The sequence below is a fragment of the Parahalioglobus pacificus genome (assembly GCF_014652275.1).
Classification (GTDB): Bacteria; Pseudomonadota; Gammaproteobacteria; order Pseudomonadales; family Halieaceae; genus Parahalioglobus; species Parahalioglobus pacificus.
In genome coordinates this window covers 1635306-1661879 of the sequence record NZ_BMYM01000001.1, presented here as the reverse complement: position 1 = coordinate 1661879, position 26574 = coordinate 1635306, and the positions used below count along the sequence as shown (strand labels likewise).

The window sequence follows — 26574 nt, the reverse complement described above, 5'->3', positions numbered from 1 at the left end:
ATGGGATTAGGCCAGTAAATGCGCCAGTACGACGAATAAACTACCCAGTGGTAATACCGCCGCCAGCAGTAGGGGATGCGGTGATTGGATTAAGTACACCAGAACAACCTTTCGCTCGACTCTGATGCCAGCGTCAATGAGTGGTTTCAGCGCTAGCAGGCGGGCTACGTCAAACACCGGTAAGAGACGGGTGCCCGTGAACACAGCGACATCATCCATAATCAAAAAGGGTCCACGGTAATGAAGCTGCGCACCTTGGCCCACATGATAGGTATTGCCGTGGTCAACGAGTACCAGGCGTTCGCCGATGTGCCCCAGGTTGCCTGTGGGCATGCGTCGATAGAGGTAGACGGCTCCCAGACTGCCGCCCAGAAGTAGGGTGCTTGCCGTTGCTGTAGGCAATGACACCAGACCCAGCCCCGCCGCAATCAGCGTAAGACCCAACAGGACTGCTAAGGTCACCATGATTGCCAATAGCCGACCACTTCTCGCTGCGCTAGGTATAACCCACTGGATCTGATCGGCAATGTCATCGATCGGTTCGGCTCCACGTGGCTTGGCATGGCTGAATACCCGGAATCGCATGTGTTGAAGCCACGCTGCGATACCGCCAAGCAGTGCGACGGAAGCCGTAAGGAAACGAAACAGCCCGGACAGTGCATCCCGTTGCTGCTGCTCGGCAATCGCGCCAGCGACGGCGTCGGTAATTGCCTGAGATTGCAAGGGTTTATGTGGCTCGCCGCTCAAACTCAGTCGCTGTATGTCCTGACTGCCGGGATCGATAACCAACAGCCGCGGCCCCCATCGAACAATATCGATGGCACCCGAAGCAACCGCGATCTCGCCAACAAAACCCCACTCCTGGTCAAAGCGATACAGGCCCTTTTGCTGACCGTCTTCAGACTGCATTAACACCCACCAGCCAGCGTCGGTGGGCGTAAAATCGACAACCTGAGTCATTTCAGCGCCGCTGGGTGTGGCAGGCAGAAGCAGAAATTCATCCAACTGGCGCGCAAAACCGTTCGTATCTGGCAGTAGCACGCTGATGGCCGGCGCAATCGCGCTGTTCAGCAGCAGCAGACCGTCCTGTAGTAGCAGAACAGGGGTGTCTGAAACCTCAATAGCGGCTGACTGCGGCTGCTCATTATTTGGTGCAAGGCGAACAAGCTGCTTGCGAGCGAGATCAATGTAGAACTGCACCCGCGTGCGCGGATGCCTGACGATAGCATGTGCTTCCACGTCATCAATGTATGGCGCACAGGCGAGCGGCGATAGTTCGCAGCGGGATGTCAGATTGCGCCCATCGACGACTTGGGTGATTAGGAATCCGCTGGCGCCGTCACTTGCCATCGCAGTCACGGGGTTTACTGTCAGCCCGAGGGCCTCGGCGTCGCTATGCTGTTGTACGGTCCCGGAGCGATCGTGTACCAGAAGACCGCCGTCGAACCAAAGCAGCAGTCTTCCATCAGGAAGCGCAGTAGCGGCGTCAGGTCCTGAGGGAATGACATCTTTGGGCAATAGTGAAGTCAGTACCACTGTTACGACGAATAAGAGGGCGGCGAAGGAGGCAAGCACAGTGAGCTTTGTTTGACTGGCCCGCGCTCTTGTTCCGCGGTCTTTTACATTGGGGCTGGCTCTGAAAGGGCGCAGGGCAAAGGTGTTCGCCGCGCCAGCAGCCGAGCGGGATGAAAGAACGGCTTTCTCCGGCGCTATAACCAGGCTCGAGCGCACGCCACCATTGCGCACTTTGAGTTCCGGCTTGACCGCACTGCGAGCAGGAGCGGGTGTTTGACCCTTGTGCGCAGTCGATGATCGATGCGTGGGAGCGGTAACACTCTCGTGCTCGTGCTCGTGCTCGTGCTCGTGCTCGTGCTCGGGCAGTTGGGCTGAGAGCGCCGGTGCTCTGTCGTTGGTCGCCGCGGGTTGTTGAGTCTCGGGTCGTCCTGGAGACTCGGTCGACTTAGCGCTGTCTGCGGTTCCACGTGCTTTGCCTGCTTGGACCCTCCGTGAGGCTGCTTCCTCTGGCGGATCTGTTTCGGTCTTTCTGTCTGCATGAGGCTGAGCGGCTTGGGTAGATTCAGCTTCTTGATAAGCTGCTTCAACTCGCTTTCTTGCCGCGGTGGCTGCGGCAATGCGCTGTGCTTCTTTCTCGGCGGCATCGGCTGCTCGTTGCCTAGCGGCCTCCGCGTCTGCAGCTTCTTTCTGCAGAGCTTGTTCAGCAGCCAGTTGTGCGGCTTTCTCGGCAGCTCTCCGCTTTTCGGCTCGGGCAGCCTGTTTCTTCGCCTCTGCGGCAGCTTTGCGATCAGCAGCGGCCTGTTTCTTTCGGGCCTGTTCTTTAGCTTTGCGTTTGGCAGCTTCTTCTGCGGCCTGTTTCTTACGGGCCTGTTCTTCAGCTTTGAGTTTGGCAGCTTCTTCTGCGGCCTGTTTCTTACGAGCCTGTTGTTCGGCTTTGCGCTTAGCGGCTTCTTCTGCGGCCTTTTTCTTTCGGGTCTGCTCTTCGGCTTTGCGTTTAGCGGCTTCTTCTGCGGCCTTTTTCTTGCGGGCCTGTTCTTCGGCTTTGCGTTTAGCGGCTTCTTCTTCTTCGGCCTTTTTCTTGCGAGCCTGTTCTTCGGCTTTGAGCTTGGCAGCTTCTTCTGCGGCCTTTTTCTTGCTGGCTCGCTCTTCGGCTTTGCGTTTGGCGGCTTCCTCAGCGGCCTGTTTCTTGCGGGCCCGTTCTTCGGCTTTGCGTTTGGCGGCTTCCTCAGCGGCCTGTTTTTTGCGGGCCCGTTCTTCGGCTTTGCGTTTAGCGGCTTCTTCTGCGGCCTTTTTCTTACGAGCCTGTTCCTCGGCCTTGCGCTTTGCGGCTTCCTCGGCGGCCTGTTCCTTACGAGCCTGTTCCTCGGCTTTGCGCTTGGCGGCTTCCTCGGTCGCTTTTTCCTTTCGTGCCTTTTCCTGGGCCGCTCGGTCCGCCTTCTTTTGAGCATCCTCTAGCGCTTTTAGGGCGGCGGCTTCATTGCTATCAGTCGCCGATGACTGCGTATCAGCGCGCTGTTTCCCTGGGCGTTTGAGGTCCGACAAGGAAGAGCGGGCTTTACTGCTGGAGGAGGGAGCTGCCCAGCTCTGGTCTATCTGTCCCGGACGCTGGCGCCTGATCTCCTGCGTCATTCCCTGGCCATGACCCTTGTCTGTCGTGACTCCAGTTGGCGCTGTGTCCTCGAGAGATGTAGATGCGTCGTCGCTTTCCTCTGCTGGGGTAGGTACTACCAAGCTGGTGGGGCTGATGTCTTCAGGATCCTCGGAAATCAGCACCAGCTCTGTTTCCATTCCGATCTCGCGAAGGCGGCGAAAGAGGTCGCCACCTTCCTTTCTATCGAGCGCTCGGCGCAAAACCACCGCGTCGCCACTGAAGAATGCTTTCAGGCGGTCGGAATCATCGATATCGAAGACTTTTGCCAGACCCGCACGGGCCCGTGCCGCGGTGTACCCCGGCAGCAGCTTGCCACTGAAAACTAGGTTGAACTTGCGCAACCCGCGTTACTCGCCCAATTGATTTAATTCTTGTTGTCGTTGGGACTCTACGAAGTTTCGCCGGCAATGGCCAGATGCCGGCGAGGGTATAATTCACGCGCCGCTGACAATCTCGAAAGTGAGCCCGGCATTTTTCGTTAACCGGTCTATCAGGACTGTACCCATCGCAGCAGCTGGAGTCGTAATTCCCCCAGGGCTGTCCAATGAATCCAGCGCAAGGCACACAGCCGCCTCACCCAGCATCTTTGAGGTTGATCCGTAGCCCGGGTCCATATCGCCAGTGACTTTCACCTGGCGATGCCCATCGGCATTCTCGGCGTGGAAAAACATTTCGAAAAAGCCTTTCTCGCGCGTTGCCTTGTCAGGCCCCTCGCCGGGATCGGGCAGGAAGCGTGACAGCAGCGCACGCGTAGGCGTAAACGCCATAGCGCCCATGCCAGCTCCCATGACGGCTGTAGTGCGCAGCGCGGCTCCACGTGACTTGCATAACAAAGACTCGGAGTAGCGGAAATCTTCACCCCAGGGTAGACCCAGCAGAGCATTGCTGCGGCGCACAACGCGAGCATTGATCGCTGCCATCACGAACGGGCAGGTCCATTGGTGGAAGTCAGCATCGTACTTAACGCCAGTCTGGTCTGGCTTGTCATGTCCGCGAGGGGTCTCAGTCGGGTACAGTGCGTATGGGTCACCAATGGCTTTGCGCAGCCCCGGATCTCGACTGGCTTCTTCCATCACATTCAGCATGCTGGCGACCGTGCCGCCACTGACTGCGCCGCTGTTTTTGCCGACACGCGCACACACCCGATCACCGGGAGCCCCTGTTGCGTCAAACATTGCATTTTGAACGAAGAGTGTGCCCAGGTCGGACGGAATGGAGTCGAAACCGCAGGTGTGCACGATGCGCGCACCGGCTTTCTCCGCGCGCGTCTGGAAATCAGCAATATTGCGCTGAATCCATTGCACTTCGCCAGTCAGATCACAGTAGTGAGTCCCGGCCTCGATGCACGCTTCCACTAGCGGTGTGCCATACAATGCATAGGGACCAACGGTGGTGCAGATCGCCGTTGCTCGCGCTGCCATTGTGTTGAGGCTTTCGCGGTCATTGCTGTCGGCCACCACAATGTCCAGCGACTCATCGTTATCAGCGAGGATTTGCGCCCGCACTTGCTCCAGTTTTTGGGCATTCCGACCGGCAATCGCCCATCGAAGGTCGCCACCCACGCCGTATTGCCTGGCGAGGTATTCAGCCACTAATTGACCGGTGAAACCGGTGGCTCCGAGCAGGATGAGGTCGTAGTCGCGTTTGGCCATCGTCAGTAACCCCCGTGAATCAGTGAACGCCGTGCATCATGCGCTTCAGCAGCGGCGAAATCACCAGCAGCGCGGCGGCAACCCCAAGCCCCACCCACAGCAGGCTAGTGAACAACTCGGTGTAGCTGGCCAGTGCGACGCTGACGTCTGCGACCTCACCGCCCACCGTATCCACGGCGGCCAGCTTGGCCAGTTGTACGGCCACAAATTCGGAGTAGGCCGTGGCCAGGAACCATGAACCCATCATCACGCCCACCACACTGGGCACGGCCAGCTTGGTCACGGCGGACAGACCTACTGGCGAAAGGCAAAGCTCGCCCATGGTGTGCAGCAGATACGCCAGCACCATCCACCAGCCGGAAACCAGCCCGGCCTGGTCGGGATTGGATGCGCCAATCACCAGCGCGCCGAATCCCAGTCCAGCCTGGGCGATACCCAAGGCAAACTTCACCGGTGTGTTGGGCTCAAGCCCATGCCGGCCCAAGGTCGTCCACAGCCATGCAAACAGCGGGGCAAACATGAAGATGAACATGGCATTGAGCGAGCCGAACTGCGCCGCCGTGAAGTCGATGCCCAGCAGGTTTCGGTCCATCACCCGGTCAGCGTAGAGCGTCATTGATGCAGCGCTCTGTTCGAACAGGGCCCAGAAAACTACGGTAGACATGGTCAGGATAATCAGCACGATCATGCGGCTGCGCTCTATGGGGTCACATTTCACCGCGATGAACCAGGTGAGGCCCGCTAGCACTGCGACTGCCAGGCTGTTGAGGGCAAAGCCCACAGCGCCGTGGAATTGCAGCATTTGCCAGGCAACGACAACGCCCAGAATCCCACCCAAATAGATGGTCAGTTCATTGGACAGGCCGATGGGCGACTTGGCTTTCAGTTTGGCCTCGTCCTTGGGATCAGCGTGACCATGCAGATGCTTCTGGCCACGCAGGAAGGTGATCAGGCCAATCAGCATGCCGATACCGGCTGCACCGAAACCGTAGCCCCAACCGTAAGTTTCACCGAGGTAGCCGCAGAGCAATGTGGCGGTGAATGAGCCTAGGTTAATGCCCATGTAGAAGATCGTGAAACCAGAGTCACGGCGGGGGTCATCCTTGCCGTACAGCTGGCCCACGATCGTGGAAATGTTGGGCTTGAGGAATCCTACACCCATGACGATCAGGGCCAGTGAGAAATAGAACACCTGCAATGCGCGGTCATCACGGACGACGTCATCACCCACCATGCGTGCTTGTTCGCCTTCGAAGGCCATGCCCAGGTGGCCAAGCACCAGCAGGATGCCCCCAAAGACAACGGCCTTTCTCATGCCCAGATAACGGTCGGCAAGAAGGCCGCCGATCACCGGCATGGCGTACACCATAGCTGCATAACCGCCAAGAACCTCAAGGCCGTTGGCGTCGGTGAACAGGTGGTACTTGGTGAGGTACAGAAGCAGAAGGTACTTCATTCCATAGAATGAAAAGCGTTCCCAAAGTTCTGTGGCAAAACAGACGTAGAGTCCGCGAGGGTGGCCAAAGAAGCCCGTGTCGTTCGCGGGATCGATCGCCCCGGCGGTGGTTGTGGTCATTAAGTTGTTCTCTGTTAAATTATTGTGAAGCTGCGCGCTGGCAGTGAGCGCCGGTCTGGAGGTGAAACGCGCCGGGGTATAAATCCCTCAGCTCGGCAGCCCCGTATACCCGCCCAATGGTGGCCAATCATAGCAAGGACTGCGACGAATGCTATTGGCGACTGCCTGTGTCCCTGGTCGGCATCCAAGTGGTGAATGCACGCCAGATTGCGCAATGTGGAGATAAGAAATGAACGGTGCTGAGAGTCTGCTGACAACGCTGGTGAACAACGGGGTTGAGATCTGCTTTACCAACCCCGGAACCTCTGAAATGCATTTTGTGGCTGCGCTGGACGAAGTCGACGGCATGCGCTGTGTGCTGTGCTTATTCGAGGGTGTGCTCAGCGGTGCAGCTGATGGCTATGCCCGGATGAGCGGTAAACCGGCGGCGACATTACTCCACCTCGGCCCCGGTTTAGGCAATGCCGTGGCTAACCTGCATAACGCGCGCAGGGCGCAGGTGCCACTGATCAACATTGTGGGCGATCATGCAAGCTATCATCTCAAGCTTGATGCGCCACTGACGGCGGATATCGAAGGGATAGCAGGCCCGGTGTCTCACTGGTACCGGAGCTCTGAAGATGCTGCGAGGATCGCCGATGACGCACTGGAAGCTGTGCAGGCCACGGCGGGGGGCAGAACGGCCACCCTGGTACTGCCAGCGGATGTCTCCTGGAGCGATAACCCACACGGTGCGCGAGACAAAACTGAGCCACCGGTACCTTCGCAGGTGCCCGCCGCAGCTATCGCCGAGGCGGCTGACTTACTGTCTGGCGCCCAGAACCCTGCAATTCTGGTAGGCGGTGCTTTCGTGGATAGGGGGTTGAGTGAGCTGCTGAGTCGCATTGCCAATACCTGCGGCGCTCGTTTGTTTGTGGATACCTTCCCCGCCCGCGTTGAGCGGGGTGCCGGCAGTGCCGTGATGGAGCGTTTACCGTATCTGGCCGAGATGGCGATAGACGCCCTGAAGGATATTGATGCTTTGTTAACGGTGGGGTGCGCAGCGCCTGTCTCCTTTTTTGCCTACCCTGGCGTCCCAGGAGAAATTGCCCCTGAAGCCGCAGCGCATCGACAGTTGGGTATGCCCGGGGATGACCTTGCTACAGCGGTCGCTGCGCTGGCTGACGCGATGGATGCACACGCGACAGACGCAAGCTTGTATGAACTGGAACGAGCTGCGTTACCCGAAGGCGAGCTGGATGCGATGACGGCGGCGGCCGTCATATCCCACTATTTGCCAGAGCGTTCGATCGTGGTGGACGAGGGTGCGACCTCCAGTTTCGGTTGCTTTCCGCTGACGGCGACAGCGCCTGCCCATGATTGGCTGAATCTCACCGGTGGCTCTATCGGCTGGGGACTGCCGGCGGCAGTAGGTGCCGCGCTGGCTTGTCCTGAACGCAAAGTGATCTGCCTCGAGGGTGATGGCAGTGCCATGTACACCATTCAATCACTGTGGACGATGGCCAGAGAGAACCTGGATGTCTGCGTGGTACTGTTCAATAACCGCAAATACAGCATCCTTGAACTGGAGTTCGCGCGCACCGGCGCCCGAGGCGGAGTGCCTGGGCCAAAAGCTGCCAGCATGCTCGACATTAGCGCACCGGCGATGGATTTTGCGGCTATGGCACAGGGCATGGGCGTGCAGGCGTCCATCGCGGAAGATCTCGACGCTTTTGCCGCGCAGTTTGCAGCGGCTACGGCTGAGCGCGGCCCTCGGCTAATCGATTGCCGGGTGCCCACCTTGCTTAGCTAGAGGCTTATGCCGCGCGCTCGCTTGATAGTGCTAGCTCGGCATTTTCAAGGGCGGTGTATAGCTGATCCGGTTCTCGCAGGCGCTTGATCTGTTCAAACAGCACGGCCGCTTGCGGATAGTAGGTTTTCAGGTACACCAACCACTGTTTTAGAGGGTTGCCTGCGTAGCGAGGGTCGTAATTATCGGTGGTGATGTCGAAGAAGCGGCGCACTAATGGCAGCACCGCTGGCCAGGCCAGCGGCTTAACAGTCTCGCTAGCGCTATCGGCCTTCACAAGGCGGGGGAGGTCAGGGCGACACAGGGCGCCCCGGCCCATCATCAAATCCTTACAGCCGCTGATTTCCCGACAGCGGCGCGCATCGGCTATCGACCAGATCTCGCCGTTGGCGATGACCGGAAAAGGGACGCGCTCCCTGGCCTTTGCAATCTCTTCCCAGTACGCCGGTGGCCTGTAGCCGTGCACCTTGGTGCGGGCATGTATCACTAACTCGGAGGCGCCTGCCGCCACAATGCCATCGACGACGTCCAGGAACTGGCTCTGGTCTTCATAGCCTAGGCGAATTTTGACCGTCACTGGAATGTTGGACGGTACGGCTTGTCGGGTGGCTGCCACAATAGCGGAGACCCGATGAGGCTCTCGTAGCAGAATTGAACCCCCGTCCGACCGGTTAACGGTTTTTGCCGGGCAGCCAAAATTCAGATCGATGCCGGGCGCGCCTAGTTCCGCGCCGCGAGCGGCATTCTCTGCAACAACGCTGGCGTCCCCACCCAACAATTGCAAGTACACGGGGGTGCCGCTGGGTGTGCAGCCGCCTTGGCTGAGCTCAGGGCAGATGCGGTGAAACACCCGGGCAGGCAACAGCCGTTCACTGACGCGCAAGAATTCGGTGACGCAGCGGTCCAGACCACCCAGATCGCTGAGCAGTTCCCGCATTGTGTGATCGACGACCCCCTCCATGGGGGCAAGCATCAGGCGCATAGTTGCAAAATAGGTGTAGTGTTCGGTGGGGCGGGATTATACGCGCTTATCTCCCGCCAGGCGCCGGTCCTACCCCCTGGGGTTAGTGCGGTGGCGTAGTCAGCGTGGTCTATCCTGTTTAACATATCGGGTTTTGTAGCGTGGACGAGTCGTGCGGACGGAGATAATTCAGCAGGGTCTTGAGCTGATGGTGTTCGGTATGGGCACTGTGGTCATTTTCCTGGCATTACTGGTTTTCGCCACAGGGGTAATGTCACGTACTGTCCAGCGCCTGCTGCCAGACCCCGAGCCTGAACCGGCCAACCCGGCGCCTACCCCAATTGCAGACACCGAACTCATTGCCGTGATTAGCGCTGCAATCCACCAACACCGCAGCCGCACCAAGTAAAGGATTCTTGTATGGAAACTGGCTCCTCCACACTGGGTATTACCGATGTTGTTTTGCGTGACGGTAACCAGTCCCTGCTGGCCACACGTGTGCGCCTCGACGATATGCTGCCCATCGCAGCCGCCATGGATGAGATCGGTTTTTGGTCGGTAGAGACTTGGGGTGGCGCTACGTTTGACGCCTGTATTCGCTACCTGGGTGAAGATCCCTGGGAACGCATCCGCGAACTGAAAAAGGCCATGCCCAATACGCGTCAGCAAATGCTGTTTCGTGGGCAGAACATACTCGGCTACCGCCATTACGCAGATGACGTTGTGCAGCGCTTCGTTGAGCGTGCCGCCGTTAATGGGGTAGACGTGTTCCGCGTGTTTGACGCAATGAACGACATGCGCAACCTCGAGGTGGCTCTGCGCGCCGTAAGCAATGTGGGCAAGCACGCGCAGGGCACCCTGTCCTACACCATCAGTCCGGTCCACAACATGGACAACTGGGTCTCAATGGGTAAGCAGTTAGAAGACATGGGCGCGGACTCAATTGCCATCAAGGATATGGCGGGTTTGCTGCGCCCCTACGAGGGGTACGAGTTGGTAACGCGCCTGAAGAAGGCCTGCGATATTCCCATTCATATGCAGTGCCATGCCACCACGGGTCTGTCTACAGCAACGATTCTGAAGTGTGTAGAAGCAGGTATCGATAATGTAGATACCTCGATTTCCTCGATGGCCATGACCTACGGCCACTCCCCCACAGAATCCGTGGTGGCGATTCTTGAGGGCACGGAGCGCGACACCGGCCTGGACCTGAACAAGCTCCAGGGCGTGGCAAATTACTTCCGTGCGGTGCGCAAAAAGTACGCCAAGTTTGAGGGCAGTCTGCGCGGTGTCGACAGCCGTATTCTGGTGGCGCAGGTGCCCGGCGGGATGCTGACCAATATGGAAAACCAGTTGCGAGAGCAGGGCATGACCGACCGGTTGGACGAAGTGTTGGAAGAGATTCCGCGCGTGCGTAAGGATCTGGGGTACATCCCGCTGGTGACACCGACCTCACAGATTGTGGGCACACAGTCGGTGCTGAATGTGGTGACCGGAGAGCGCTACAAGTCTATTTCCCGCGAGACTGCGGGCGTGCTCAAGGGTGAATATGGCGCGACGCCGGCGCCCGTGGACAGCGCACTTCAGACGCGTGTGCTGGAAGGCGAGGCGGCCATCACCTGCCGTCCCGCAGATCTTATCGAGCCGGAGTTGGAAACCATCACCGAGGAGTTGCGTGGGCTGGCCAAAGAGAAAGGCGTAACACTGGCATCCGGGGAGGGCGAGGTGGACGACGTGCTGACCTATGCGCTGTTTCCGCAGATCGGACTCAAGTTTCTGGAAAACCGTGGCAATCCCGATGCCTTCGAGCCCGCTCCTGGCGGCGAAACGGAAGCCTCTTCAGCGCCTGTTACAACCGCCGAAGGCGCAAGCGGCGTTTACACAGTGGCTGTCAATGGCCAGAGCTACGTGGTTGAGGTAACCGACGGGGGTGATGTGTCGCAGCTGGCACCCGTCAGTGCCCCCGCTGCCGCAGGAGTGCCTGCCACAGGATCGCCTGCCGCAGCCCCCGCAAACAGTGCACCAGTCCCGGCACCGCTGGCAGGCAACATCTTTAAAGTGAACGTATCACCGGGCGATGCAGTGCAGTCGGGTGATGTCATTGTCATCCTCGAAGCCATGAAGATGGAGACCGAAGTGCGTGCGCCTCAGGCCGGCACTGTCGGCGAGGTGGCAGTAAAGGTGGGCGACGCTGTCGCCGTGGGCGATACCATCATTACACTGGGCTGATAAGTGGAAAACCTGCTGCAATTGTGGAGCTCTTCCGGGCTTTCACAGATGACGCCCGGGGCCGCCGCTATGATTGCGGTGGGCTTTGGCCTGCTGTTTCTGGCGGTGCGCAAGGGCTTTGAGCCACTGCTGCTAGTACCCATTGGGTTTGGTGGCATTCTGGCCAATATCCCCGGGGCGGGTCTGGCCTACTCGGCGGTAGAAAATGCCATCCTGCAAGGCGACGCCCAGCTGCTGATGCAGTTGTCAGCGGTATTGGGTCTGGACCCTGACGCGCCGGTCAAAGCGCTGATGGAGGCCGCCGAGAGTGCGCCAGCGCAAGTACGCTCGGCAGCGGCTGCAATGGCGGCTGATGCGGGTTTTGGCAACGGCATGCTGTACAGCTTCTACTCTGTGGCGATCGCTACAGGTGTAGCGCCGCTGCTCATTTTTATGGGCGTTGGCGCCATGACGGACTTTGGCCCGCTGCTCGCTAACCCGCGCACCCTGTTTTTGGGTGCGGCCGCGCAGTTCGGCATCTTCGCCACGGTGCTGGGTGCGGTAAGCCTCAGTGCATTTGGAATCATGGATTTCAGTCTCGCTGACGCGGCTGCCATCGGCATTATCGGCGGCGCCGATGGCCCAACGGCGATTTATGTGTCCAGCGTGCTGGCGCCCGATCTGCTAGGCCCGATTGCGGTTGCCGCGTACTCCTACATGGCCTTGGTGCCCATGATTCAGCCACCCATCATGCGTGCCCTGACCACCGAGGCGGAGCGCAAGATCGAAATGGTACAGCTGCGCCACGTCAGCCAACGGGAAAAGATCGTATTCCCGCTGGTGTTGTTGGTATTGGTGGCGCTATTGCTGCCGGATGCGGCCCCACTGCTGGGCATGTTCTGTTTCGGCAACCTGATGAAAGAGTGTGGTGTGGTCGACAGGCTCACCGACACGGCACAGAACGCGCTGATCAACATCACGACGATATTCCTGGGCCTTTCCGTGGGCTCAAAACTGGTGGCCGATAAATTCCTGGACATCAATACTCTGGGTATCCTCGCGCTGGGTATCGTGGCGTTTGGGATTGGCACAGCCTCCGGCATTCTCATGGCCAAAGCCATGAATCGGATGGGCGGCACACCGCTGAATCCCTTGATTGGGTCTGCCGGTGTATCCGCTGTGCCCATGGCAGCACGGGTCAGCAATAAACTGGGCCTCGAGGCTAACCCGCACAATTTCCTGTTGATGCATGCGATGGGGCCAAACGTGGCCGGTGTTATCGGTTCGGCAGTGGCGGCGGGCGTTATGATTTCTCTAGTCGGCGGCTGATGCCGTGGTGCCTTGACCGGTAATTTTGTACACTGCCGGCCACAATAAGGCGACGTACACGGTAACCGCATGAACCCCAATTACCTCGACTTCGAGCAGCCCATTGCAGAGCTGGAAGTCAAAATCGAGGAGTTGCAGCTGGTGGGCTCCGACGCTGAGATGGATATCAGCGCCGAGATCGAGAACCTGCGTAAGAAGAGCACGCGGCTGACCGAGAAGATCTACGCCAACCTCAGTGCCTGGGATATCGTAAAAGTCGCTCGCCACCCCAAGCGCCCATACTCTCTGGATTATATTCCGCGCATTTTCACCGAGTTCGATGAGCTGCACGGCGACCGGCATTTTGGCGACGACAAGGCCATTGTCGGTGGCATAGCACGCCTCGATGACAGGCCTGTGATGGTCATCGGTCAGGAGAAAGGACGCGCGGTTAAGGACAAGGTCTATCGGAATTTTGGTATGCCCAAACCCGAGGGCTACCGCAAAGCGCTGCGCCTGATGGAGATGGCTGAGCGTTACAAGATGCCGGTAGTGACGTTGATCGATACGCCCGGGGCTTATCCCGGTATTGACTCGGAAGAGCGCGGTATCAGTGAATCCATTGCGCAAAACCTGGCCGTGATGTCGCGTCTGGCCACCCCTATCATCTGTATCGTGATCGGAGAGGGAAGCTCCGGCGGCGCGCTTGGCATAGGGGTCGGTGATCACCTGGCCATGCTGCAGTACGCAACCTACTTCGTGATTTCACCCGAGGGTTGCGCCAACATCATTTGGAAGAGCTCCGACCACGCGCCCGATGCCGCTGAGGCCATGGGGGTCACCTCCACAGTACTGGAGGATCTCGGAATTGTGGACGCCACTATCCCGGAACCGCTGGGCGGTGCGCATCGCGACATCGACATGATGGCACAGCGCATCAAGGAACATATTTCGGAGCAGCTATCTGCTCTGGATCAGGTCTCACTGGACGACATGCTGGAACGGCGTTACCAGCGGCTGATGTCCTACGGGAACTGATCAAGCCCAGCTGCCAGCTGGCCTATTAGGCGGGCGCAATGAACCTCACGCAGCACCTTAATGCTGATCCTGCAGCACCGCGGTGGCTTGTTGCCCTGAGCGGCGGCATGGACTCCATTGTACTGCTGCATTCCCTGGCTTCATTAGTGTCCCAAAGCAGCGGGTTGCCACCCGTCTCAGCCATTCATGTGAACCATCAATTGCACCCGGAAGCCGACGCATGGCAGGCGCACTGTGACCGGGTTTGCGCATCACTGGGTGTGCCGCTGCAGCACAGTGTGGTTAGCGTGGATGGGGCAGGAGAGGGGATAGAAGCTGCCGCGCGACGTGCTCGTTACGCGGTTTTCGAAGACAGTCTGGGCGATGGCGATGTGCTCTTTATGGCGCACCATCAGGATGATCAGGTAGAGACACTGCTACTCCGTTTGCTGCGAGGCGCTGGGCTGTCTGGGCTGGGGGGTATGCCGGAGCGTCGCCCACTGGGAGCCGGGCAGCTGTATCGGCCATTTCTCGGTTTGCCGCGCTCGGTGCTGGCGAACTACGCCGCCGAGCAGAAGCTCGATTGGGTGGATGATCCCTCCAATGCCGACAGTCAATTTGACAGGAACTATCTGCGCGCACAGGTCATCCCCGCAGTGGCCCAGCGCTGGCCCGGCTATCGCCAAACGATATCGCGCGCCGCGGCAAATCTGGCCGATGCGCAGGCACTGCTGACGCAGTTGGCGCCGTCCCCTTTAACACTACGATCGCGCACCGGTGACCCAGGGCTCGCCGCGCGAGACTTGCCGGCGGATGACCCCGTGCGGGCTGTGCATAATCTCAGGGCATGGCTGCAAGATCAGGGCGTTATGGCCCCCGAACACAGAATGCTGACCGAGTTCCTGCGCCAGTTGCACACCGGTTCAGCGGCACCGGAGGCCATAAGCGGCACTTGGGGATTACGTGGCTATAGAGGTGATGTCTTTCTGGTCTCGGGCAGCAGTCCATCTGAGCGCGCTGTTACGCTGGCGCCGGGTGAGCAGGTGGCCTTTGGTAACGGCCACCTGTCCCTTGAGCCTGTCACAGGAGACGGTTACCGACTCGCACCAGAGCAGCGCGTAGAAGTGCACGTGCGCACCGGTGGGGAACGCTGCCAGCTGGCGGGTAGGGAGCATCGTACGGTGCTCAAAAAGTATTTGCAGCAGGAAGCGATTCCGCCCTGGCACCGCGATGCTGTCCCATTGGTGTACCTCGGCGGCGTATTGATCGATATTGGCGGCTTCGCACTGTGCGAACATCCTGCGCGAGGTTGCGACGAGGGCGACGCAGCGGTCGGGCTATGGCGATTGCGCTGGCGCGCAGTTGAGGGTGCCGACTTCGTTGAGTGACAGGGGCCTTTCTGGTAATCTGGCGTCCCATCTTTTGTGGGAATGCAAGGGCGCCGGGCCGACCCCGGTCTTAGCTCTATCAATCCTGCGTTTCCGACTGAACAGTGTGATTAAAGGCTTTTCATGACGCGATTTGTATTCGTCACAGGTGGGGTTGTTTCCTCGTTGGGCAAGGGTATAGCAGCAGCATCGCTGGCAGCTGTGCTGGAGGCGCGGGGGCTCAAGGTCACACTGCTCAAACTCGATCCTTACATTAACGTCGACCCCGGCACGATGAGCCCCTTCCAGCACGGCGAGGTGTTTGTAACCGAGGACGGCGCCGAGACCGACTTGGATCTGGGCCACTATGAGCGCTTCACTCGCACGACTATGCTGCGCTCTAACAACTTCACAACGGGCCGCGTGTATAACGAAGTGCTGCGCAAAGAGCGCCGCGGCGATTACCTGGGCGGCACGGTGCAAGTGATTCCGCACGTCACCGATGAGATCAAGCGCCGAATTCAGCTAGGAGCGGGGGATGCGGATGTCGCAGTCGTTGAGATTGGTGGCACCGTTGGCGACATCGAAGGCCTGCCATTTCTTGAAGCTGCGCGTCAGCTGAAGGTGGAGCTGGGCGCCAGTCGAGCGCTGCTGATGCACCTAACATTGGTGCCGTATATTGCCACTGCCGGCGAGATCAAAACCAAGCCCACCCAGCACTCGGTGAAAGAGCTACGGTCAATTGGCCTACAGCCAGACATTTTGCTGTGTCGCTGCTCAGTCGATATTGAAGAGAGTGCACGCAAGAAGATTTCCCTGTTCACCAACGTGGAAGAGCGCGCAGTGATTCCTCTGCTGGACGCAGACAGCATCTACCGAATCCCCGGCGCACTGCATGGCATGGGCCTGGATGACTTCGTGGTCGAACGCTTTAACCTAGATTGTCCTGCCGCGGATCTGTCGGAATGGGACGATGTGCTGCAGCGCGAGTTCAGCGAACCTCGCTCCACGGTGCGCGTGGCCATGGTGGGTAAGTACATGGACCTGCTGGATGCCTACAAATCGCTCAATGAGGCGCTGAAACATGCCGGCCTGCAAACACTGGCTGATGTTCAGATTGACTACATTGATGCCGAAGACATCGAGCGCGATGGCACTGCCTGTCTGGAACAGGTTGATGCGATTCTTGTGCCGGGTGGCTTTGGTGATCGCGGCGTGGAAGGCAAGATTACGGCGGTGCGTTATGCCCGCGAAAATCGCATACCCTACCTGGGTATTTGCCTAGGTATGCACGTGGCGTTGATTGAGTATGCGCGCAATGTTTGCGGTCTGGCAGATGCAAACTCTACCGAGATGAACGCAGGGACACCGCATCCGATTGTTGCACTGATTACCGAATGGCAGAACGCCGACGGTTCCACCGAGCAGCGTGACGAAAGTTCGGATATGGGCGGCACCATGCGCTTGGGCGCGCAGCCTTGCCATCTTGAGAGTGATAGCAAAGTACGCGAGATTTATGGCGCAGATACCATCACAGAGCGTCACCGCCATCGCTACGAGGTGAACAATAACTACCTGGACCAACTTCGCGATGCGGGTATGAAGATCGCGGGCTGGTCAGACGATAAGTCGCTGGTTGAGATGGTGGAGTTGGCCGATCACCCTTGGTTTGTTGCCTGCCAGTTCCACCCCGAGTTTACGTCTCGCCCCCGCGGCGGACACCCGTTGTTCAGTAGCTACATTCGTGCGGCGCTAGAGCACGCGCGCGGCTGAGTCTACACAGGTGAGTAACATGGCTACGGCATCGGTACAACTCCGTGATATCACCATCGATAACCGTGCTCCCTTCGTCCTGTTTGGCGGAGTGAACGTATTGGAGAGTCGGGAATTTGCGCTGCGGGTGGCAGAACACTATGTAGAGGTTTGTGCCAGGTTGGGCATCCCCTACGTTTTCAAGGCCTCTTACGACAAAGCCAACCGCTCCTCGATCCACTCGTTTCGTGGGCCGGGGCTGGAAGAGGGCTTGAGTATTCTTAGCGCGGTGCGAGAAGCCTTCGATGTGCCCATACTGACAGATGTACACGCCCCGGAGCAGGCGGCGCCAGCTGCCGAAGTGTGCGAAGTGATTCAGTTGCCGGCATTTTTGGCGCGCCAGACTGATCTTGTTGAGGCCATGGCAGCCACCGACGCCATTGTGAATGTGAAGAAGCCGCAGTTCCTCAGTCCCTCCCAGATGGCCAATGTGGTTGAAAAGTTTGCCGAGTGTGACAAGCACGATGTGCTGTTGTGCGAGCGTGGAAGTAATTTCGGTTACGACAACCTCGTTGTAGATATGCTGGGCTTTGGCGTGATGAAAGCAACCTGCAACAATGCGCCCCTGGTGTTTGATGTGACGCACGCCCTGCAATGCCGCGACCCGGGTGGCACGGCTTCTGGCGGGCGACGGCATCAGGTAGCAGAGTTGGCGCGAGCGGGCATGGCCACAGGCTTGGCCGGGCTTTTTCTGGAAGCGCACCCTGATCCCGACAAAGCCCTTTGCGATGGCCCCAGTGCACTGCCGCTGGCGCAGTTGGAGGCGTTCCTCACCCAAATTAAGGCGATAGACGACCTCACCAAGTCGTTGCCTTCGCTAGACATCTCTTAACTTTTTTCGGAGACGAACTGATGAGCACAATTACCCAGATTCAGGCCTATGAGGTCATGGATAGCCGGGGCAATCCCACCGTAATGGCGGAAGTCACCCTGGATTCGGGTGACGTCGGGTCCGCCTGCGCGCCTTCTGGTGCGTCCACGGGGTCGCGCGAGGCGCTGGAGCTTCGCGACGGCGATGGCGAGCGCTACCTGGGTAAGGGCGTTCTCAAGGCGGTCGCTAACGTGAATGGCCCTATTCGTGATCTGCTGGTGGGCAGCGACGCGAATGACCAGCGTGCGCTGGACAAGGCAATGATCGACGCCGACGGTACCGACAACAAAGCTAAATTTGGCGCCAATGCGATTCTGGCCGTTTCCCTCGCCGCGGCAAAGGCCGCTGCGGCTTCGCGCAAGGTGCCGCTGTACTCCCATATCGCTGATATCAATGGCACCAGTGAGCTCAGCATGCCTGTGCCCATGATGAATATCCTCAATGGCGGTGAACACGCTGACAACAATGTGGATATTCAGGAATTCATGGTACAGCCAGTTGCAGCGCCCACCTTTGCTGAGGGCCTGCGCGCCGGCGCCGAGATTTTCCATCAGCTCAAGAAAGTACTTTCTGCGCGTGGCTTGAATACTGCCGTTGGCGACGAGGGCGGCTTCGCACCCAACTTGCCATCGAATGAAGCTGCACTGGAAGCTATTGCTGATGCCGTTGCCAAGGCTGGCTACTCACTGGGCAGCGATATCACCCTGGCGCTGGATTGCGCGGCCTCAGAATTTTATCGCGACGGTGTTTATGACCTGGCAGGTGAGGGCAAGCAGTTCAGCTCCGCCGAGTTCTGCGACTATCTCGCCGCACTGGCGGACGGTCATCCGATCATCTCTATCGAGGATGGACTCGATGAGTCGGATTGGGATGGGTGGAAGCTGCTGACCGATAAAATCGGTGACCGTATTCAATTGGTGGGTGACGACTTGTTCGTGACCAACACCCGCATTCTTAAAGAAGGGATCGAAAAGGGCGTGGGTAACTCCATCCTGATCAAGTTCAACCAGATCGGTAGCCTCAGCGAAACGCTGGACGCGATTGCCATGGCGAAGGCGGCAGGTTATACAGCTGTCATTTCGCACCGTAGCGGCGAAACCGAAGACACGACCATTGCCGACCTGGCAGTGGCCACGGCTGCTGGTCAGATCAAAACCGGCTCCCTGTGCCGTTCCGATCGCGTTGCCAAATACAACCGCCTATTGCGCATAGAGGCTGAGTTGGGTGAGCGTGCGCCCTACCGGGGCATGGCGGAGTTTCGCAAGGCCTGATGATGCGCTGGCTGCTTGGCGCGCTCGTTCTTCTGCTGCTGGTGTTGCAATACCGGCTGTGGATCGCGGAGGGCAGTCTCGCCGAGCAGCATCGTCTGGAGCAGCAGGTGGTTGAGCAGGAGGCCGTCAACGCTGAGTTGCGCGCTCGCAATGCTGTGTTAGAACGCGAGGTGCTGGAACTGCAAAACGGCACGGCCGTTGTGGAACAGCGCGCGCGGGAAGAGCTCAATCTGGTGCGCGAGGACGAAGTGTTTTACCAGTTTGTTGATAAGGACGCGTCCGAGGCGAAGGACTCGCAGCAATGAGCGACTCTCCCAGTTGTTGGGCGGTGTTGCCCGCCGCGGGCAGCGGAAGGCGAATGGCGGCCGCGATACCCAAGCAATACCTGCCGCTGGCCGGTGCCACTGTCATGGAACACAGCCTGAATGCGCTACTGGCCTGCCCGGATATTCGTGCGGTTGCCGTGGTGCTGGACCCGGCCGACCGTCGCAATGATGACATCGTGGGTTTACGGGACGCGCGCGTGCGAATTGCACCGGGTGGTCGTGAACGGGCTGACTCGGTGCTGGCTGGATTGGATTTGCTGGCAGAGCAGGCAGGTGGCGATGACTGGGTTCTGGTTCACGATGCGGCCCGCCCCTGTGTGGCGGTCACCTCGATTAACCGGTTGATCACAGAAGTACAGCAAAGTGGCGTTGGTGGCCTGCTTGCCGAACCTGTGGTCGATACAGTCAAGCGGGCCACTGCAGAAGGCAAGGTAGAATCCACGCCGGACCGGGCGAACCTCTGGCGCGCCCAGACGCCGCAGATGTTTCGGTTGCGAGAATTGCGCGATGCACTGCGCGATGCCCGCCGCGAGGGCAAGGTCGTCACCGACGAAGCCAGCGCCATGGAAATGGCAGGGCATGAGGTGCAGCTTGTGGCCGGGTCGCCGGGCAACCTCAAGGTGACGGTGCAGGCCGACCTTGCGTTGGCCGAATACTATCTGAGCCATCCGGCTGAAGACGAGTAGGTGAGATTCATGCGTATAGGGCATGGTTACGATGTTCATCGCTTCGCGAGCGGCGATCATGTGGTGCTGGGCGGCGTAAAGATCGCCCATGAGGCGGGCCTGGAAGCGCATTCCGATGGCGACGTGTTGCTGCACGCTATCTGTGATGCGCTGCTGGGTGCATTGGCCCTGGGCGATATTGGACACCATTTTCCGGACACTGACCCCGCCAATGCCAACATCGACAGCCGCGTCCTTCTGCGCAACGTGATGGCATTGATCAGTGAGCAAGGCTACTGCCTGGGCAACCTCGATGCCACCTTGATCGCGCAGGCGCCGAAGATGGCACCCCATATTCTCCAGATGCGCGAGAATTTGGCCGCTGACCTGAAGAGCGATATCGGCCAGGTCAATATCAAAGCCACCACAACCGAGGGCCTGGGCTTCGCCGGGCGCAGGGAAGGCATTGCTGCGCACGCGGTCGTCTTGTTGTCGCCTTGTCCCTGAATCCAAAACCTGTTTTGGCCCTGGGTGATCCTCTGGGTACAGCATCTCTGCGCGTTTCGCCACAGGACTTCTTTGTCGAAGAATCTCTCGGCTTTGAGCCCGAGGGGGAGGGCGAGCATGCCTTTCTGCGGATCGAGAAAACCGGCATCGGCACCCAGGAGTTGGCGCAGCAGGTCGCGACACTGGCCAATGTTCCCAGGCGAGATGTGGGCTATAGCGGCCTCAAAGACAGCCGTGCGGTTACCCGACAATGGCTGAGTGTGGGCCTTGCCGGCAAGCCGGCGCCCGACTGGCGATCACTGGAAGCCGACGGGCGTGTTGCCATTCTTGAGGTGAAGCAACATCGCAAAAAACTCCGCCGCGGCGTTCATCGCGCCAACTGTTTTGTACTGGCGCTGCGCGATCTGCGTACGCCCGACAAATCGTTACTGGAGCAGCGCTTGCAACAGGTGGCTCAGGGCGGGGTGCCTAACTACTTTGGTGTGCAGCGCTTTGGTCACAACGGCAGCACCCTGGCGCAGGCCAGGCATTGGCTGGACCGTGGAGGCAGGCGAATTGCCAGAAACCGAAAATCCCTCTACCTGTCAGCGCTGCGCTCTGCACTGTTCAATGCGCTTCTGGCGGAACGTGTTGAGGCGGGTACCTGGTGTGAGGTCGCAGAGGGTGACGCCTGCATGCTCAATGGCACTCACAGTGTTTTCGCCTTCGATGGTGAAGACCCATCCGTGGCCGAGCGCTGCCGGCAGGGCGATGTTCATCCTGCCTTACCACTTTGGGGGCGCGGGGAACCGTTGGGTTCTGCACTTAGGCATCAGGCTTACTATGACTGCTTTGGAGAATGGCAGGGTGTTGCGGACGGTCTCTGTAACCAGGGTCTTAGCCTTGCCTATCGCCCCGCACGCGTGTTGCCGGATGACTTTTGTTGGGAGTTTTGTGATGATGATGCTCTTAGACTTGAGTTCAGCCTGGGGGCGGGCAGCTACGCCACAGCGGTGGTAGCAGAACTGGTCGAGATCAATGACGGAGACGTGGGGAGTGGCGCCAGCATTGAATAGTGCGGATATCAGTGGGATTGGGATGACGTCCCAGCGCACGCGCGAGCGCCTCATCCAGCGTCTGGTTGATCAGGGCATTAGCAATATGGCGGTGCTGGATGTTATCCGCACGACGCCCAGGCACCTATTCCTCGATGAGGCCATGGCGCACCGCGCCTATGAGGATACCGCTCTCCCAATTGGCTTTAACCAGACTCTGTCGCAACCGTATATCGTTGCCCGCATGACCGAGTTGCTATTGGCCTCAGGGCCCCGGCAGCGGGTATTGGAAATCGGCAGCGGCTCCGGCTATCAAACCGCCGTGTTGGCGCAACTTGTAGGCGAAGTCTACGCCATGGAGCGCATCAAGCCGCTCTTGGATAAGTCGCGTCAACGTTTGCGCAAACTGAAGCTGCGCAACGTCCAGTTGCGCCATGCAGATGGTGGGCTGGGTTGGGACGGTCAGGGCGACTTCGATGGCATTCTTTCCGCTGCCTCACCCGCGACCATACCGCATGAGCTACTGGCCCAACTGGCTGTAGGCGGACGCCTGGTGATGCCGGTTGGGGAAGACAGGCAACAGCTCCACGTTGTTACCCGCACTGATCAGGGGTTTGAAACCGATATCGTTGAACCTGTGCGTTTTGTGCCCCTGAGACCGGGCACGGTACGTTAGCGCGTGACCAGTCTGGGAATCTTTCTGCGTGGCGCCTTGATGGGTGCCGCTGACATAGTTCCCGGGGTATCGGGTGGCACTATGGCGTTTATCACAGGTATCTACGATCGCCTGCTGGCAGCAATTCGCCACTTCGACCTGGCGCTGCTTCGATTGTTGCTTGCAGGTAAGTTCAAAGCAGCCTGGCAGCATGTTGATGGGGCTTTCCTGCTGGCCTTGGTCGCAGGTATTGCAATCAGCATGCTCAGCCTCGCCCGAGGTATCAGCTGGTTGCTGGAAAACCACCCGGTGCCATTGTGGGCCTTCTTTTTTGGCTTGATCCTGGCTTCGACACTGGTGCTTATCCGGCAGGTGCCCGCATGGACCTTTCTGCGTAGTCTGTGGCTCGTCATCGGCACTGGTGTTGCCCTGACTATCGCGCTATCCCCCATTGTAGGCTTTGCGGGCGGACTCACCGGCGTCTTCCTGGCGGGCTTCATCGCCATTTGTGCCATGATCCTGCCGGGCATCTCGGGCAGCTTTATTTTGGTGTTGCTGGGCATGTATGCCACCATTCTTGCGGCGATTACCCAGTTCGATCTGACGGTGCTGGTGGTATTCGCAGCCGGCGCTGGCTCAGGCCTAATGGTCTTTTCACGCATCCTGCATTGGTTGCTGCAACGCGCCCATGCCTCAACTATGGCGCTGCTCACGGGCTTCCTGCTGGGTTCCCTGGCTGTCGTGTGGCCCTGGAAGCAGGTGCTGGACTGGGTGGTTGATCGCCACGGCGAACTCAAGGCGGTGCAGCAGATTCCCGTTAGCCCGGCACAGTACCTGACTTTTACCGGAAATGAGCCCCAGGTGGCTTTGTGTACGGTGCTAATGGTGACCGGCTTTGCATTGGTGTGGTTTATCGAGTCCCGTTATGGGAGCGTCGGTAGCGAGGGCTGAAAGGCCCGTCGTCCGATGATGCAGGCATGCGACGACTGATCCTGACCTGCAGTCTTTTGGTATTGGTAGCCTGCAGCGGTAATCCGCCCGCGCCCATTGAAGATCGCCGTGTGCGTTACAGCGGGCCCACACCGGGCACCTACACAGTCAAAGGCGGAGACACTCTCTACGGGATAGCTTTTGTATATGGGCTGGATTACCGGCGCGTTGCAGCACTTAACGGTATCCCTGCGCCTTACACGATATACCCCGGACAGCGGCTCAAGCTGAAAGGCTCACCGCCCAGCACTTCGTCGCGCAGTACCCCGGCAAGCGCACCTAAAACGGCGCCGAAGACCGCCGCGACACCAGTGCCCAAACCCGTGCCTACTGCGCCGGTGGCGGCGCCCAAGCCCGCTGCACCGAGTACAAAATCAACCACTGTCACACAGCCGTCATCGGCGCCGACTAAAACTGTCGGACCGGAATACACCGGGGCGCCGGTGAAACAATGGCGCTGGCCTGCGCAGGGAAGGGTGACACGGCGTTTCTCAAGCAGTCTCCACAAAGGCATCGACATTGCCGGAGAGCGGGGAGATGCGGTTGTCGCTACTGCTGCAGGGAAGGTGGTGTACTCCGGTACCGGAATCGTCGGCTTTGGCGAATTGTTGATTATCAAGCACAACGAACAGTACCTCTCCGCTTACGGGCATAATGACCGCTTGTTGGTGGGCGAGGGCGACACGGTGAGGGCGGGTGAGAAGATCGCAGAAAAGGGCAGCACGGGAACAGAAACCGTTAATTTGCACTTTGAGATCCGACGAGACGGTAAACCCATAGACCCTATCCGGCTGTTGCCGCGTCGATAGGTCGCACGGGCGCCCCATTTGGGATGGCCAAGTTTGCTTGTTTTTCCACCAGCGCTTGAGTTAATCTGTTGGGCCGGCGCGAAATACTCACCATTCGTATTAGAACAAGGGGTATGGCCATGGATGTGGATGCCACAGGAGCACGCCCGAAACGGACGTCAAACTCGGGGAAAAGCGCCGCAACGAAAGCTGCAGGGCGTAAAGGCAAATCTGCCAGTAAGAAAGCGACCGCAAAACCAAAAAGCGAGACCGGGGATACCCAAGTGGCCAGCGCAGTTGCGCGCGATGAGGCGGCATTTGAGAAAGCCAAAGCCTCGCGCAAGGCAGAACGCTCGCTGGATCCTACGCAGCTCTATCTCAACGAAATCGGCTACTCGCCGCTGCTTACAGCGGATGAGGAGAAGTATTTTGCCCGCGAGGCACTCAAGGGTGATGAAGCTGCACGCAAGCGTATGATCGAAAGCAACCTGCGCCTGGTTGTGAAGATCTCGCGCCGCTACATAAACCGCGGACTCACACTGCTGGACCTCATCGAGGAAGGTAATCTCGGCTTGATACGAGCGGTTGAGAAGTTTGATCCCGAGCGCGGCTTCCGTTTTTCAACCTACGCCACCTGGTGGATTCGCCAGACCATAGAACGCGCGATCATGAACCAGACGCGTACCATCCGTCTGCCAATCCATGTGGTGAAAGAACTCAATGTGTATTTGCGCGCTGCTCGCGAACTGACACAGAAACTGGATCATGAGCCCAGCGCCGAAGAAATTGCCGAGATGCTGGATAAGCCTGCCGCGGATGTGAAGCGCCTGCTGGGGCTGAACGAGCGGGTAACATCGGTGGACACGCCGTTGGGGCCGGACTCAGACAGGGCGGTGTTGGACACCATTGCAGACACCAGAGAATCCGACCCGTCGCAGTTGCTCCAGGACAGCGATATCAAGGACAGCATTTCCCATTGGTTGGACGAGCTCAGCGATAAGCAGCGGGAAGTGGTGTCCCGCCGTTTCGGTCTGCGCGGCTATGAAAGCAGCACGCTGGAGGAAGTGGGGCGCGAGATCGGTTTGACGCGTGAACGTGTTCGTCAGATTCAGGTAGAGGCCCTCAAACGGCTGCGCCAGATTATGGAAACGCAGGGTCTCACCGGCGAGTCGCTATTCAACAGTTGATACCCGGCCTGCTTTGGGCCAGGCCTTATGTCCAAGGCTGCCTTCTGGCAGCCGTCGGCATCGCATTGTCGCTCGGCAGTGTGCATGCCAGAACCGACAATTCTCCACAGTCTCTTTTTAATGGCACCGACCTCACCGGCTGGCAGGCCGTGGGCGCTGCTATCTGGCGTGTTGAAGATGACATGATCGTTGGCGGCGGGCCTGACCAAGAGGGTGATGGCTTTTTGTTGCACCCAGGTGTGGTGACAGACTTTGAGCTCAGCGTACAGTTTTCTATCGATAGCCAGACTAACTCCGGTGTCTTCATTCGCTGTCAGGACATGCAGCGCATTCATCCAGAGACCTGTTTTGAACTGAATATCTGGGACGAACATCCTAATCAAGCGGCTCGTACGGGTGCAATTGTCTTCCGCGCTATGCCGCCGCTGGCAACGGTACACACCCTGGATGGCTGGAATACCCTGCGAGTTATTGCCCGCGGTGATCAGATCAGGGTTTACGTGAATGGCGAGCGCACCGCAGAGCTAACGGATGCCTCGCTGCCCGCAGGCTTTATTGCCCTTCAGCGCTGGGGCGGCGGTGAGGTTCGCTTCCGGAGTATCGAAATCAGTCGCTAGCTACGCCACGCTTGACGGCTTCAGCATGACTTTGCACAGCCATAATGCCTGTAATCGGATTCATCCTTTCGTCGCCCTCGGCGTGCCGGAGGATGCGGTAATAAATGCCGAAGGCCGAGCCGTAGAGCAGTGCGTCGGTAACCATACGATCGGTATCGACGCTCTCGGCGCTGTCCAGCAGCCGCTGGAAAGTGTTGAGGAAATTGTGTGAATGCCGTGTCCTGATATCAGTGCCAAACAGAATTTCCTGCACTTTTTCTGGCTCGTCATTGCTGTCTACAACCACCCCGATCATTTTGCGAATGAACAGCGAAGGGTCGCCGTTACTCGACTGTGATCGCAGGTCAGTAAAGTCATCGGAGCTTAATTCGCCTGTGCCAGTGGGACCGACGACTGACATGTAGTGAAAGCTGGCAATGGCGCCCAGTTGATCCTGTACCAGACTAAGCAGCTTGAAGTAGCTGTCCCGCCGCGAGTGCAGTTCAAGTCGGCGCGCGCTCATTTCCTGAATATTGATGGCTTTGGTGTTGGCCGTAATTTCTTTTTGCTGCATAAAGTGGCCTATCACCAGCCACAGAAATGCCAGTGGGGCGAAGGCCCCTTCAAGAAAGCTGCCGATGTCTGCCGTGGGCAGGTAAACAAAGTTCCCCCAGCCTACGATGCCAAGCAGATAGAAAAGCCCGGCTGTGATCCAGGTGATGGTAATACTGAGGCCAAAGGCGACGCGCCAGTCCATACTGACTTTCCGTAAACAGTGACGCAGGCAGTGTATCAAAGCTTGCGACCCGAGTAGTCACGGTTGGCAGC

The 26574-nt window shown here is 58.7% G+C and carries 23 protein-coding genes; 18 read left to right on the top strand and 5 right to left on the bottom strand.

Annotation, left to right across the window (positions count from 1 at the left end):
- Nucleotides 1–6: 6 nt before the first annotated feature.
- From IE089_RS07540 to IE089_RS07530, 3 genes are all read right to left on the bottom strand, one after another.
- Entirely contained in the window at nucleotides 7–3507 is a 3501-nt protein-coding gene (locus tag IE089_RS07540; RefSeq protein ID WP_189476821.1) for a hypothetical protein, read from the bottom strand.
- 93 nt (nucleotides 3508–3600) lie between these two features.
- Nucleotides 3601–4818, bottom strand: coding sequence for a saccharopine dehydrogenase family protein (locus tag IE089_RS07535; protein ID WP_189476819.1), 1218 nt, complete (start codon nucleotides 4816–4818; stop codon nucleotides 3601–3603).
- Between the two features lie 19 nt (nucleotides 4819–4837).
- Nucleotides 4838–6394 (bottom strand): peptide MFS transporter, encoded by a 1557-nt coding sequence (locus IE089_RS07530; RefSeq protein ID WP_189476817.1) that lies wholly within the window; start codon nucleotides 6392–6394, stop codon nucleotides 4838–4840.
- A gap of 229 nt (nucleotides 6395–6623) precedes the next feature.
- Between IE089_RS07530 and IE089_RS07525 the strand changes: the two genes are divergently transcribed.
- Complete coding sequence (locus IE089_RS07525; protein ID WP_189476815.1) at nucleotides 6624–8186, top strand: acetolactate synthase large subunit; 1563 nt, start codon at nucleotides 6624–6626, stop codon at nucleotides 8184–8186.
- A gap of 4 nt (nucleotides 8187–8190) precedes the next feature.
- Here the strand turns inward: IE089_RS07525 and IE089_RS07520 are convergent, their stop codons facing one another.
- Nucleotides 8191–9144: a tRNA dihydrouridine synthase gene (locus IE089_RS07520; RefSeq protein ID WP_229802635.1), complete on the bottom strand. Its 954-nt coding sequence runs from the start codon at nucleotides 9142–9144 to the stop codon at nucleotides 8191–8193.
- 172 nt (nucleotides 9145–9316) lie between these two features.
- On the opposite strand from IE089_RS07520, the gene IE089_RS07515 reads away from it, so the two are divergent.
- From IE089_RS07515 to IE089_RS07435, 17 genes are all read left to right on the top strand, one after another.
- Nucleotides 9317–9553 (top strand): OadG family protein, encoded by a 237-nt coding sequence (locus tag IE089_RS07515; protein ID WP_189476811.1) that lies wholly within the window; start codon nucleotides 9317–9319, stop codon nucleotides 9551–9553.
- Between the two features lie 11 nt (nucleotides 9554–9564).
- The gene (gene oadA / locus IE089_RS07510; protein WP_189476808.1) at nucleotides 9565–11373 is read left to right on the top strand and encodes a sodium-extruding oxaloacetate decarboxylase subunit alpha; all 1809 of its coding nucleotides are present in this window, start codon (nucleotides 9565–9567) and stop codon (nucleotides 11371–11373) included.
- 3 nt (nucleotides 11374–11376) lie between these two features.
- The gene (locus IE089_RS07505) at nucleotides 11377–12681 is read left to right on the top strand and encodes a sodium ion-translocating decarboxylase subunit beta (RefSeq protein ID WP_189476806.1); all 1305 of its coding nucleotides are present in this window, start codon (nucleotides 11377–11379) and stop codon (nucleotides 12679–12681) included.
- 69 nt (nucleotides 12682–12750) lie between these two features.
- Complete coding sequence (accA, locus tag IE089_RS07500; protein ID WP_189476804.1) at nucleotides 12751–13698, top strand: acetyl-CoA carboxylase carboxyl transferase subunit alpha; 948 nt, start codon at nucleotides 12751–12753, stop codon at nucleotides 13696–13698.
- Nucleotides 13699–13736: 38 nt separating this feature from the next.
- Nucleotides 13737–15065, top strand: coding sequence for a tRNA lysidine(34) synthetase TilS (tilS, locus tag IE089_RS07495; RefSeq protein WP_189476802.1), 1329 nt, complete (start codon nucleotides 13737–13739; stop codon nucleotides 15063–15065).
- A gap of 123 nt (nucleotides 15066–15188) precedes the next feature.
- Nucleotides 15189–16817, top strand: a complete 1629-nt coding sequence (pyrG, locus tag IE089_RS07490; RefSeq protein WP_189476801.1) for a CTP synthase — start codon at nucleotides 15189–15191, stop codon at nucleotides 16815–16817.
- A 19-nt stretch (nucleotides 16818–16836) separates the two neighbouring features.
- A complete protein-coding gene (gene kdsA, locus IE089_RS07485; protein ID WP_189476799.1) occupies nucleotides 16837–17688 on the top strand; it encodes a 3-deoxy-8-phosphooctulonate synthase in 852 nt (283 codons plus the stop codon).
- A gap of 20 nt (nucleotides 17689–17708) precedes the next feature.
- The gene (gene eno, locus IE089_RS07480; protein WP_189476798.1) at nucleotides 17709–18998 is read left to right on the top strand and encodes a phosphopyruvate hydratase; all 1290 of its coding nucleotides are present in this window, start codon (nucleotides 17709–17711) and stop codon (nucleotides 18996–18998) included.
- A complete protein-coding gene (ftsB, locus tag IE089_RS07475; RefSeq protein WP_229802634.1) occupies nucleotides 18998–19303 on the top strand; it encodes a cell division protein FtsB in 306 nt (101 codons plus the stop codon). The genes eno and ftsB overlap by 1 nt, the downstream gene beginning before the upstream one ends.
- The gene (gene ispD, locus IE089_RS07470; RefSeq protein WP_189476796.1) at nucleotides 19300–20010 is read left to right on the top strand and encodes a 2-C-methyl-D-erythritol 4-phosphate cytidylyltransferase; all 711 of its coding nucleotides are present in this window, start codon (nucleotides 19300–19302) and stop codon (nucleotides 20008–20010) included. Before ftsB ends, ispD begins: the two co-directional genes overlap by 4 nt.
- 9 nt (nucleotides 20011–20019) lie before the next feature.
- Complete coding sequence (ispF, locus tag IE089_RS07465) at nucleotides 20020–20496, top strand: 2-C-methyl-D-erythritol 2,4-cyclodiphosphate synthase (RefSeq protein WP_189476794.1); 477 nt, start codon at nucleotides 20020–20022, stop codon at nucleotides 20494–20496.
- On the top strand, nucleotides 20487–21551 hold the full coding sequence (gene truD / locus IE089_RS07460; RefSeq protein ID WP_189476792.1) for a tRNA pseudouridine(13) synthase TruD: 1065 nt from the start codon (nucleotides 20487–20489) through the stop codon (nucleotides 21549–21551). The genes ispF and truD overlap by 10 nt, the downstream gene beginning before the upstream one ends.
- A gap of 22 nt (nucleotides 21552–21573) precedes the next feature.
- Nucleotides 21574–22206 (top strand): protein-L-isoaspartate(D-aspartate) O-methyltransferase, encoded by a 633-nt coding sequence (locus IE089_RS07455; RefSeq protein WP_229802686.1) that lies wholly within the window; start codon nucleotides 21574–21576, stop codon nucleotides 22204–22206.
- 3 nt (nucleotides 22207–22209) lie between these two features.
- Nucleotides 22210–23136: a DUF368 domain-containing protein gene (locus IE089_RS07450; RefSeq protein ID WP_229802633.1), complete on the top strand. Its 927-nt coding sequence runs from the start codon at nucleotides 22210–22212 to the stop codon at nucleotides 23134–23136.
- A gap of 26 nt (nucleotides 23137–23162) precedes the next feature.
- Nucleotides 23163–23984 (top strand): peptidoglycan DD-metalloendopeptidase family protein, encoded by an 822-nt coding sequence (locus IE089_RS07445; protein WP_189476790.1) that lies wholly within the window; start codon nucleotides 23163–23165, stop codon nucleotides 23982–23984.
- A gap of 119 nt (nucleotides 23985–24103) precedes the next feature.
- Nucleotides 24104–25150 carry an RNA polymerase sigma factor RpoS gene (gene rpoS, locus IE089_RS07440; protein ID WP_189476788.1) on the top strand — a complete coding sequence of 349 codons (1047 nt, stop codon included), beginning with the start codon at nucleotides 24104–24106 and terminating at the stop codon, nucleotides 25148–25150.
- Between the two features lie 65 nt (nucleotides 25151–25215).
- Nucleotides 25216–25767 carry a 3-keto-disaccharide hydrolase gene (locus IE089_RS07435; RefSeq protein ID WP_189476786.1) on the top strand — a complete coding sequence of 184 codons (552 nt, stop codon included), beginning with the start codon at nucleotides 25216–25218 and terminating at the stop codon, nucleotides 25765–25767.
- Here IE089_RS07435 and IE089_RS07430 read toward each other — a convergent pair.
- Nucleotides 25757–26503, bottom strand: a complete 747-nt coding sequence (locus tag IE089_RS07430) for a hypothetical protein (protein WP_189476784.1) — start codon at nucleotides 26501–26503, stop codon at nucleotides 25757–25759. The two genes, IE089_RS07435 and IE089_RS07430, sit on opposite strands and share 11 nt — an antisense overlap.
- Between the last annotated feature and the right edge of the window lie 71 nt (nucleotides 26504–26574).

Bases quoted from the DNA above. Each gene is read 5' to 3' on its own strand.
- ftsB (WP_229802634.1), top strand. From the start codon at position 18,998: ATGATGCGCTGGCTGCTTGGCGCGCTCGTTCTTCTGCTGCTGGTGTTG.
- pyrG (WP_189476801.1), top strand. From the start codon at position 15,189: ATGACGCGATTTGTATTCGTCACAGGTGGGGTTGTTTCCTCGTTGGGC.
- IE089_RS07430 (WP_189476784.1), bottom strand. From the start codon at position 26,503: ATGGACTGGCGCGTCGCCTTTGGCCTCAGTATTACCATCACCTGGATC.
- kdsA (WP_189476799.1), top strand. From the start codon at position 16,837: ATGGCTACGGCATCGGTACAACTCCGTGATATCACCATCGATAACCGT.
- rpoS (WP_189476788.1), top strand. From the start codon at position 24,104: ATGGATGTGGATGCCACAGGAGCACGCCCGAAACGGACGTCAAACTCG.
- ispD (WP_189476796.1), top strand. From the start codon at position 19,300: ATGAGCGACTCTCCCAGTTGTTGGGCGGTGTTGCCCGCCGCGGGCAGC.
- IE089_RS07530 (WP_189476817.1), bottom strand. From the start codon at position 6,394: ATGACCACAACCACCGCCGGGGCGATCGATCCCGCGAACGACACGGGC.
- IE089_RS07535 (WP_189476819.1), bottom strand. From the start codon at position 4,818: ATGGCCAAACGCGACTACGACCTCATCCTGCTCGGAGCCACCGGTTTC.
- IE089_RS07525 (WP_189476815.1), top strand. From the start codon at position 6,624: ATGAACGGTGCTGAGAGTCTGCTGACAACGCTGGTGAACAACGGGGTT.
- eno (WP_189476798.1), top strand. From the start codon at position 17,709: ATGAGCACAATTACCCAGATTCAGGCCTATGAGGTCATGGATAGCCGG.
- accA (WP_189476804.1), top strand. From the start codon at position 12,751: ATGAACCCCAATTACCTCGACTTCGAGCAGCCCATTGCAGAGCTGGAA.
- tilS (WP_189476802.1), top strand. From the start codon at position 13,737: ATGAACCTCACGCAGCACCTTAATGCTGATCCTGCAGCACCGCGGTGG.
- IE089_RS07520 (WP_229802635.1), bottom strand. From the start codon at position 9,144: ATGGAGGGGGTCGTCGATCACACAATGCGGGAACTGCTCAGCGATCTG.
- oadA (WP_189476808.1), top strand. From the start codon at position 9,565: ATGGAAACTGGCTCCTCCACACTGGGTATTACCGATGTTGTTTTGCGT.
- IE089_RS07455 (WP_229802686.1), top strand. From the start codon at position 21,574: ATGACGTCCCAGCGCACGCGCGAGCGCCTCATCCAGCGTCTGGTTGAT.
- ispF (WP_189476794.1), top strand. From the start codon at position 20,020: ATGCGTATAGGGCATGGTTACGATGTTCATCGCTTCGCGAGCGGCGAT.
- IE089_RS07445 (WP_189476790.1), top strand. From the start codon at position 23,163: ATGCGACGACTGATCCTGACCTGCAGTCTTTTGGTATTGGTAGCCTGC.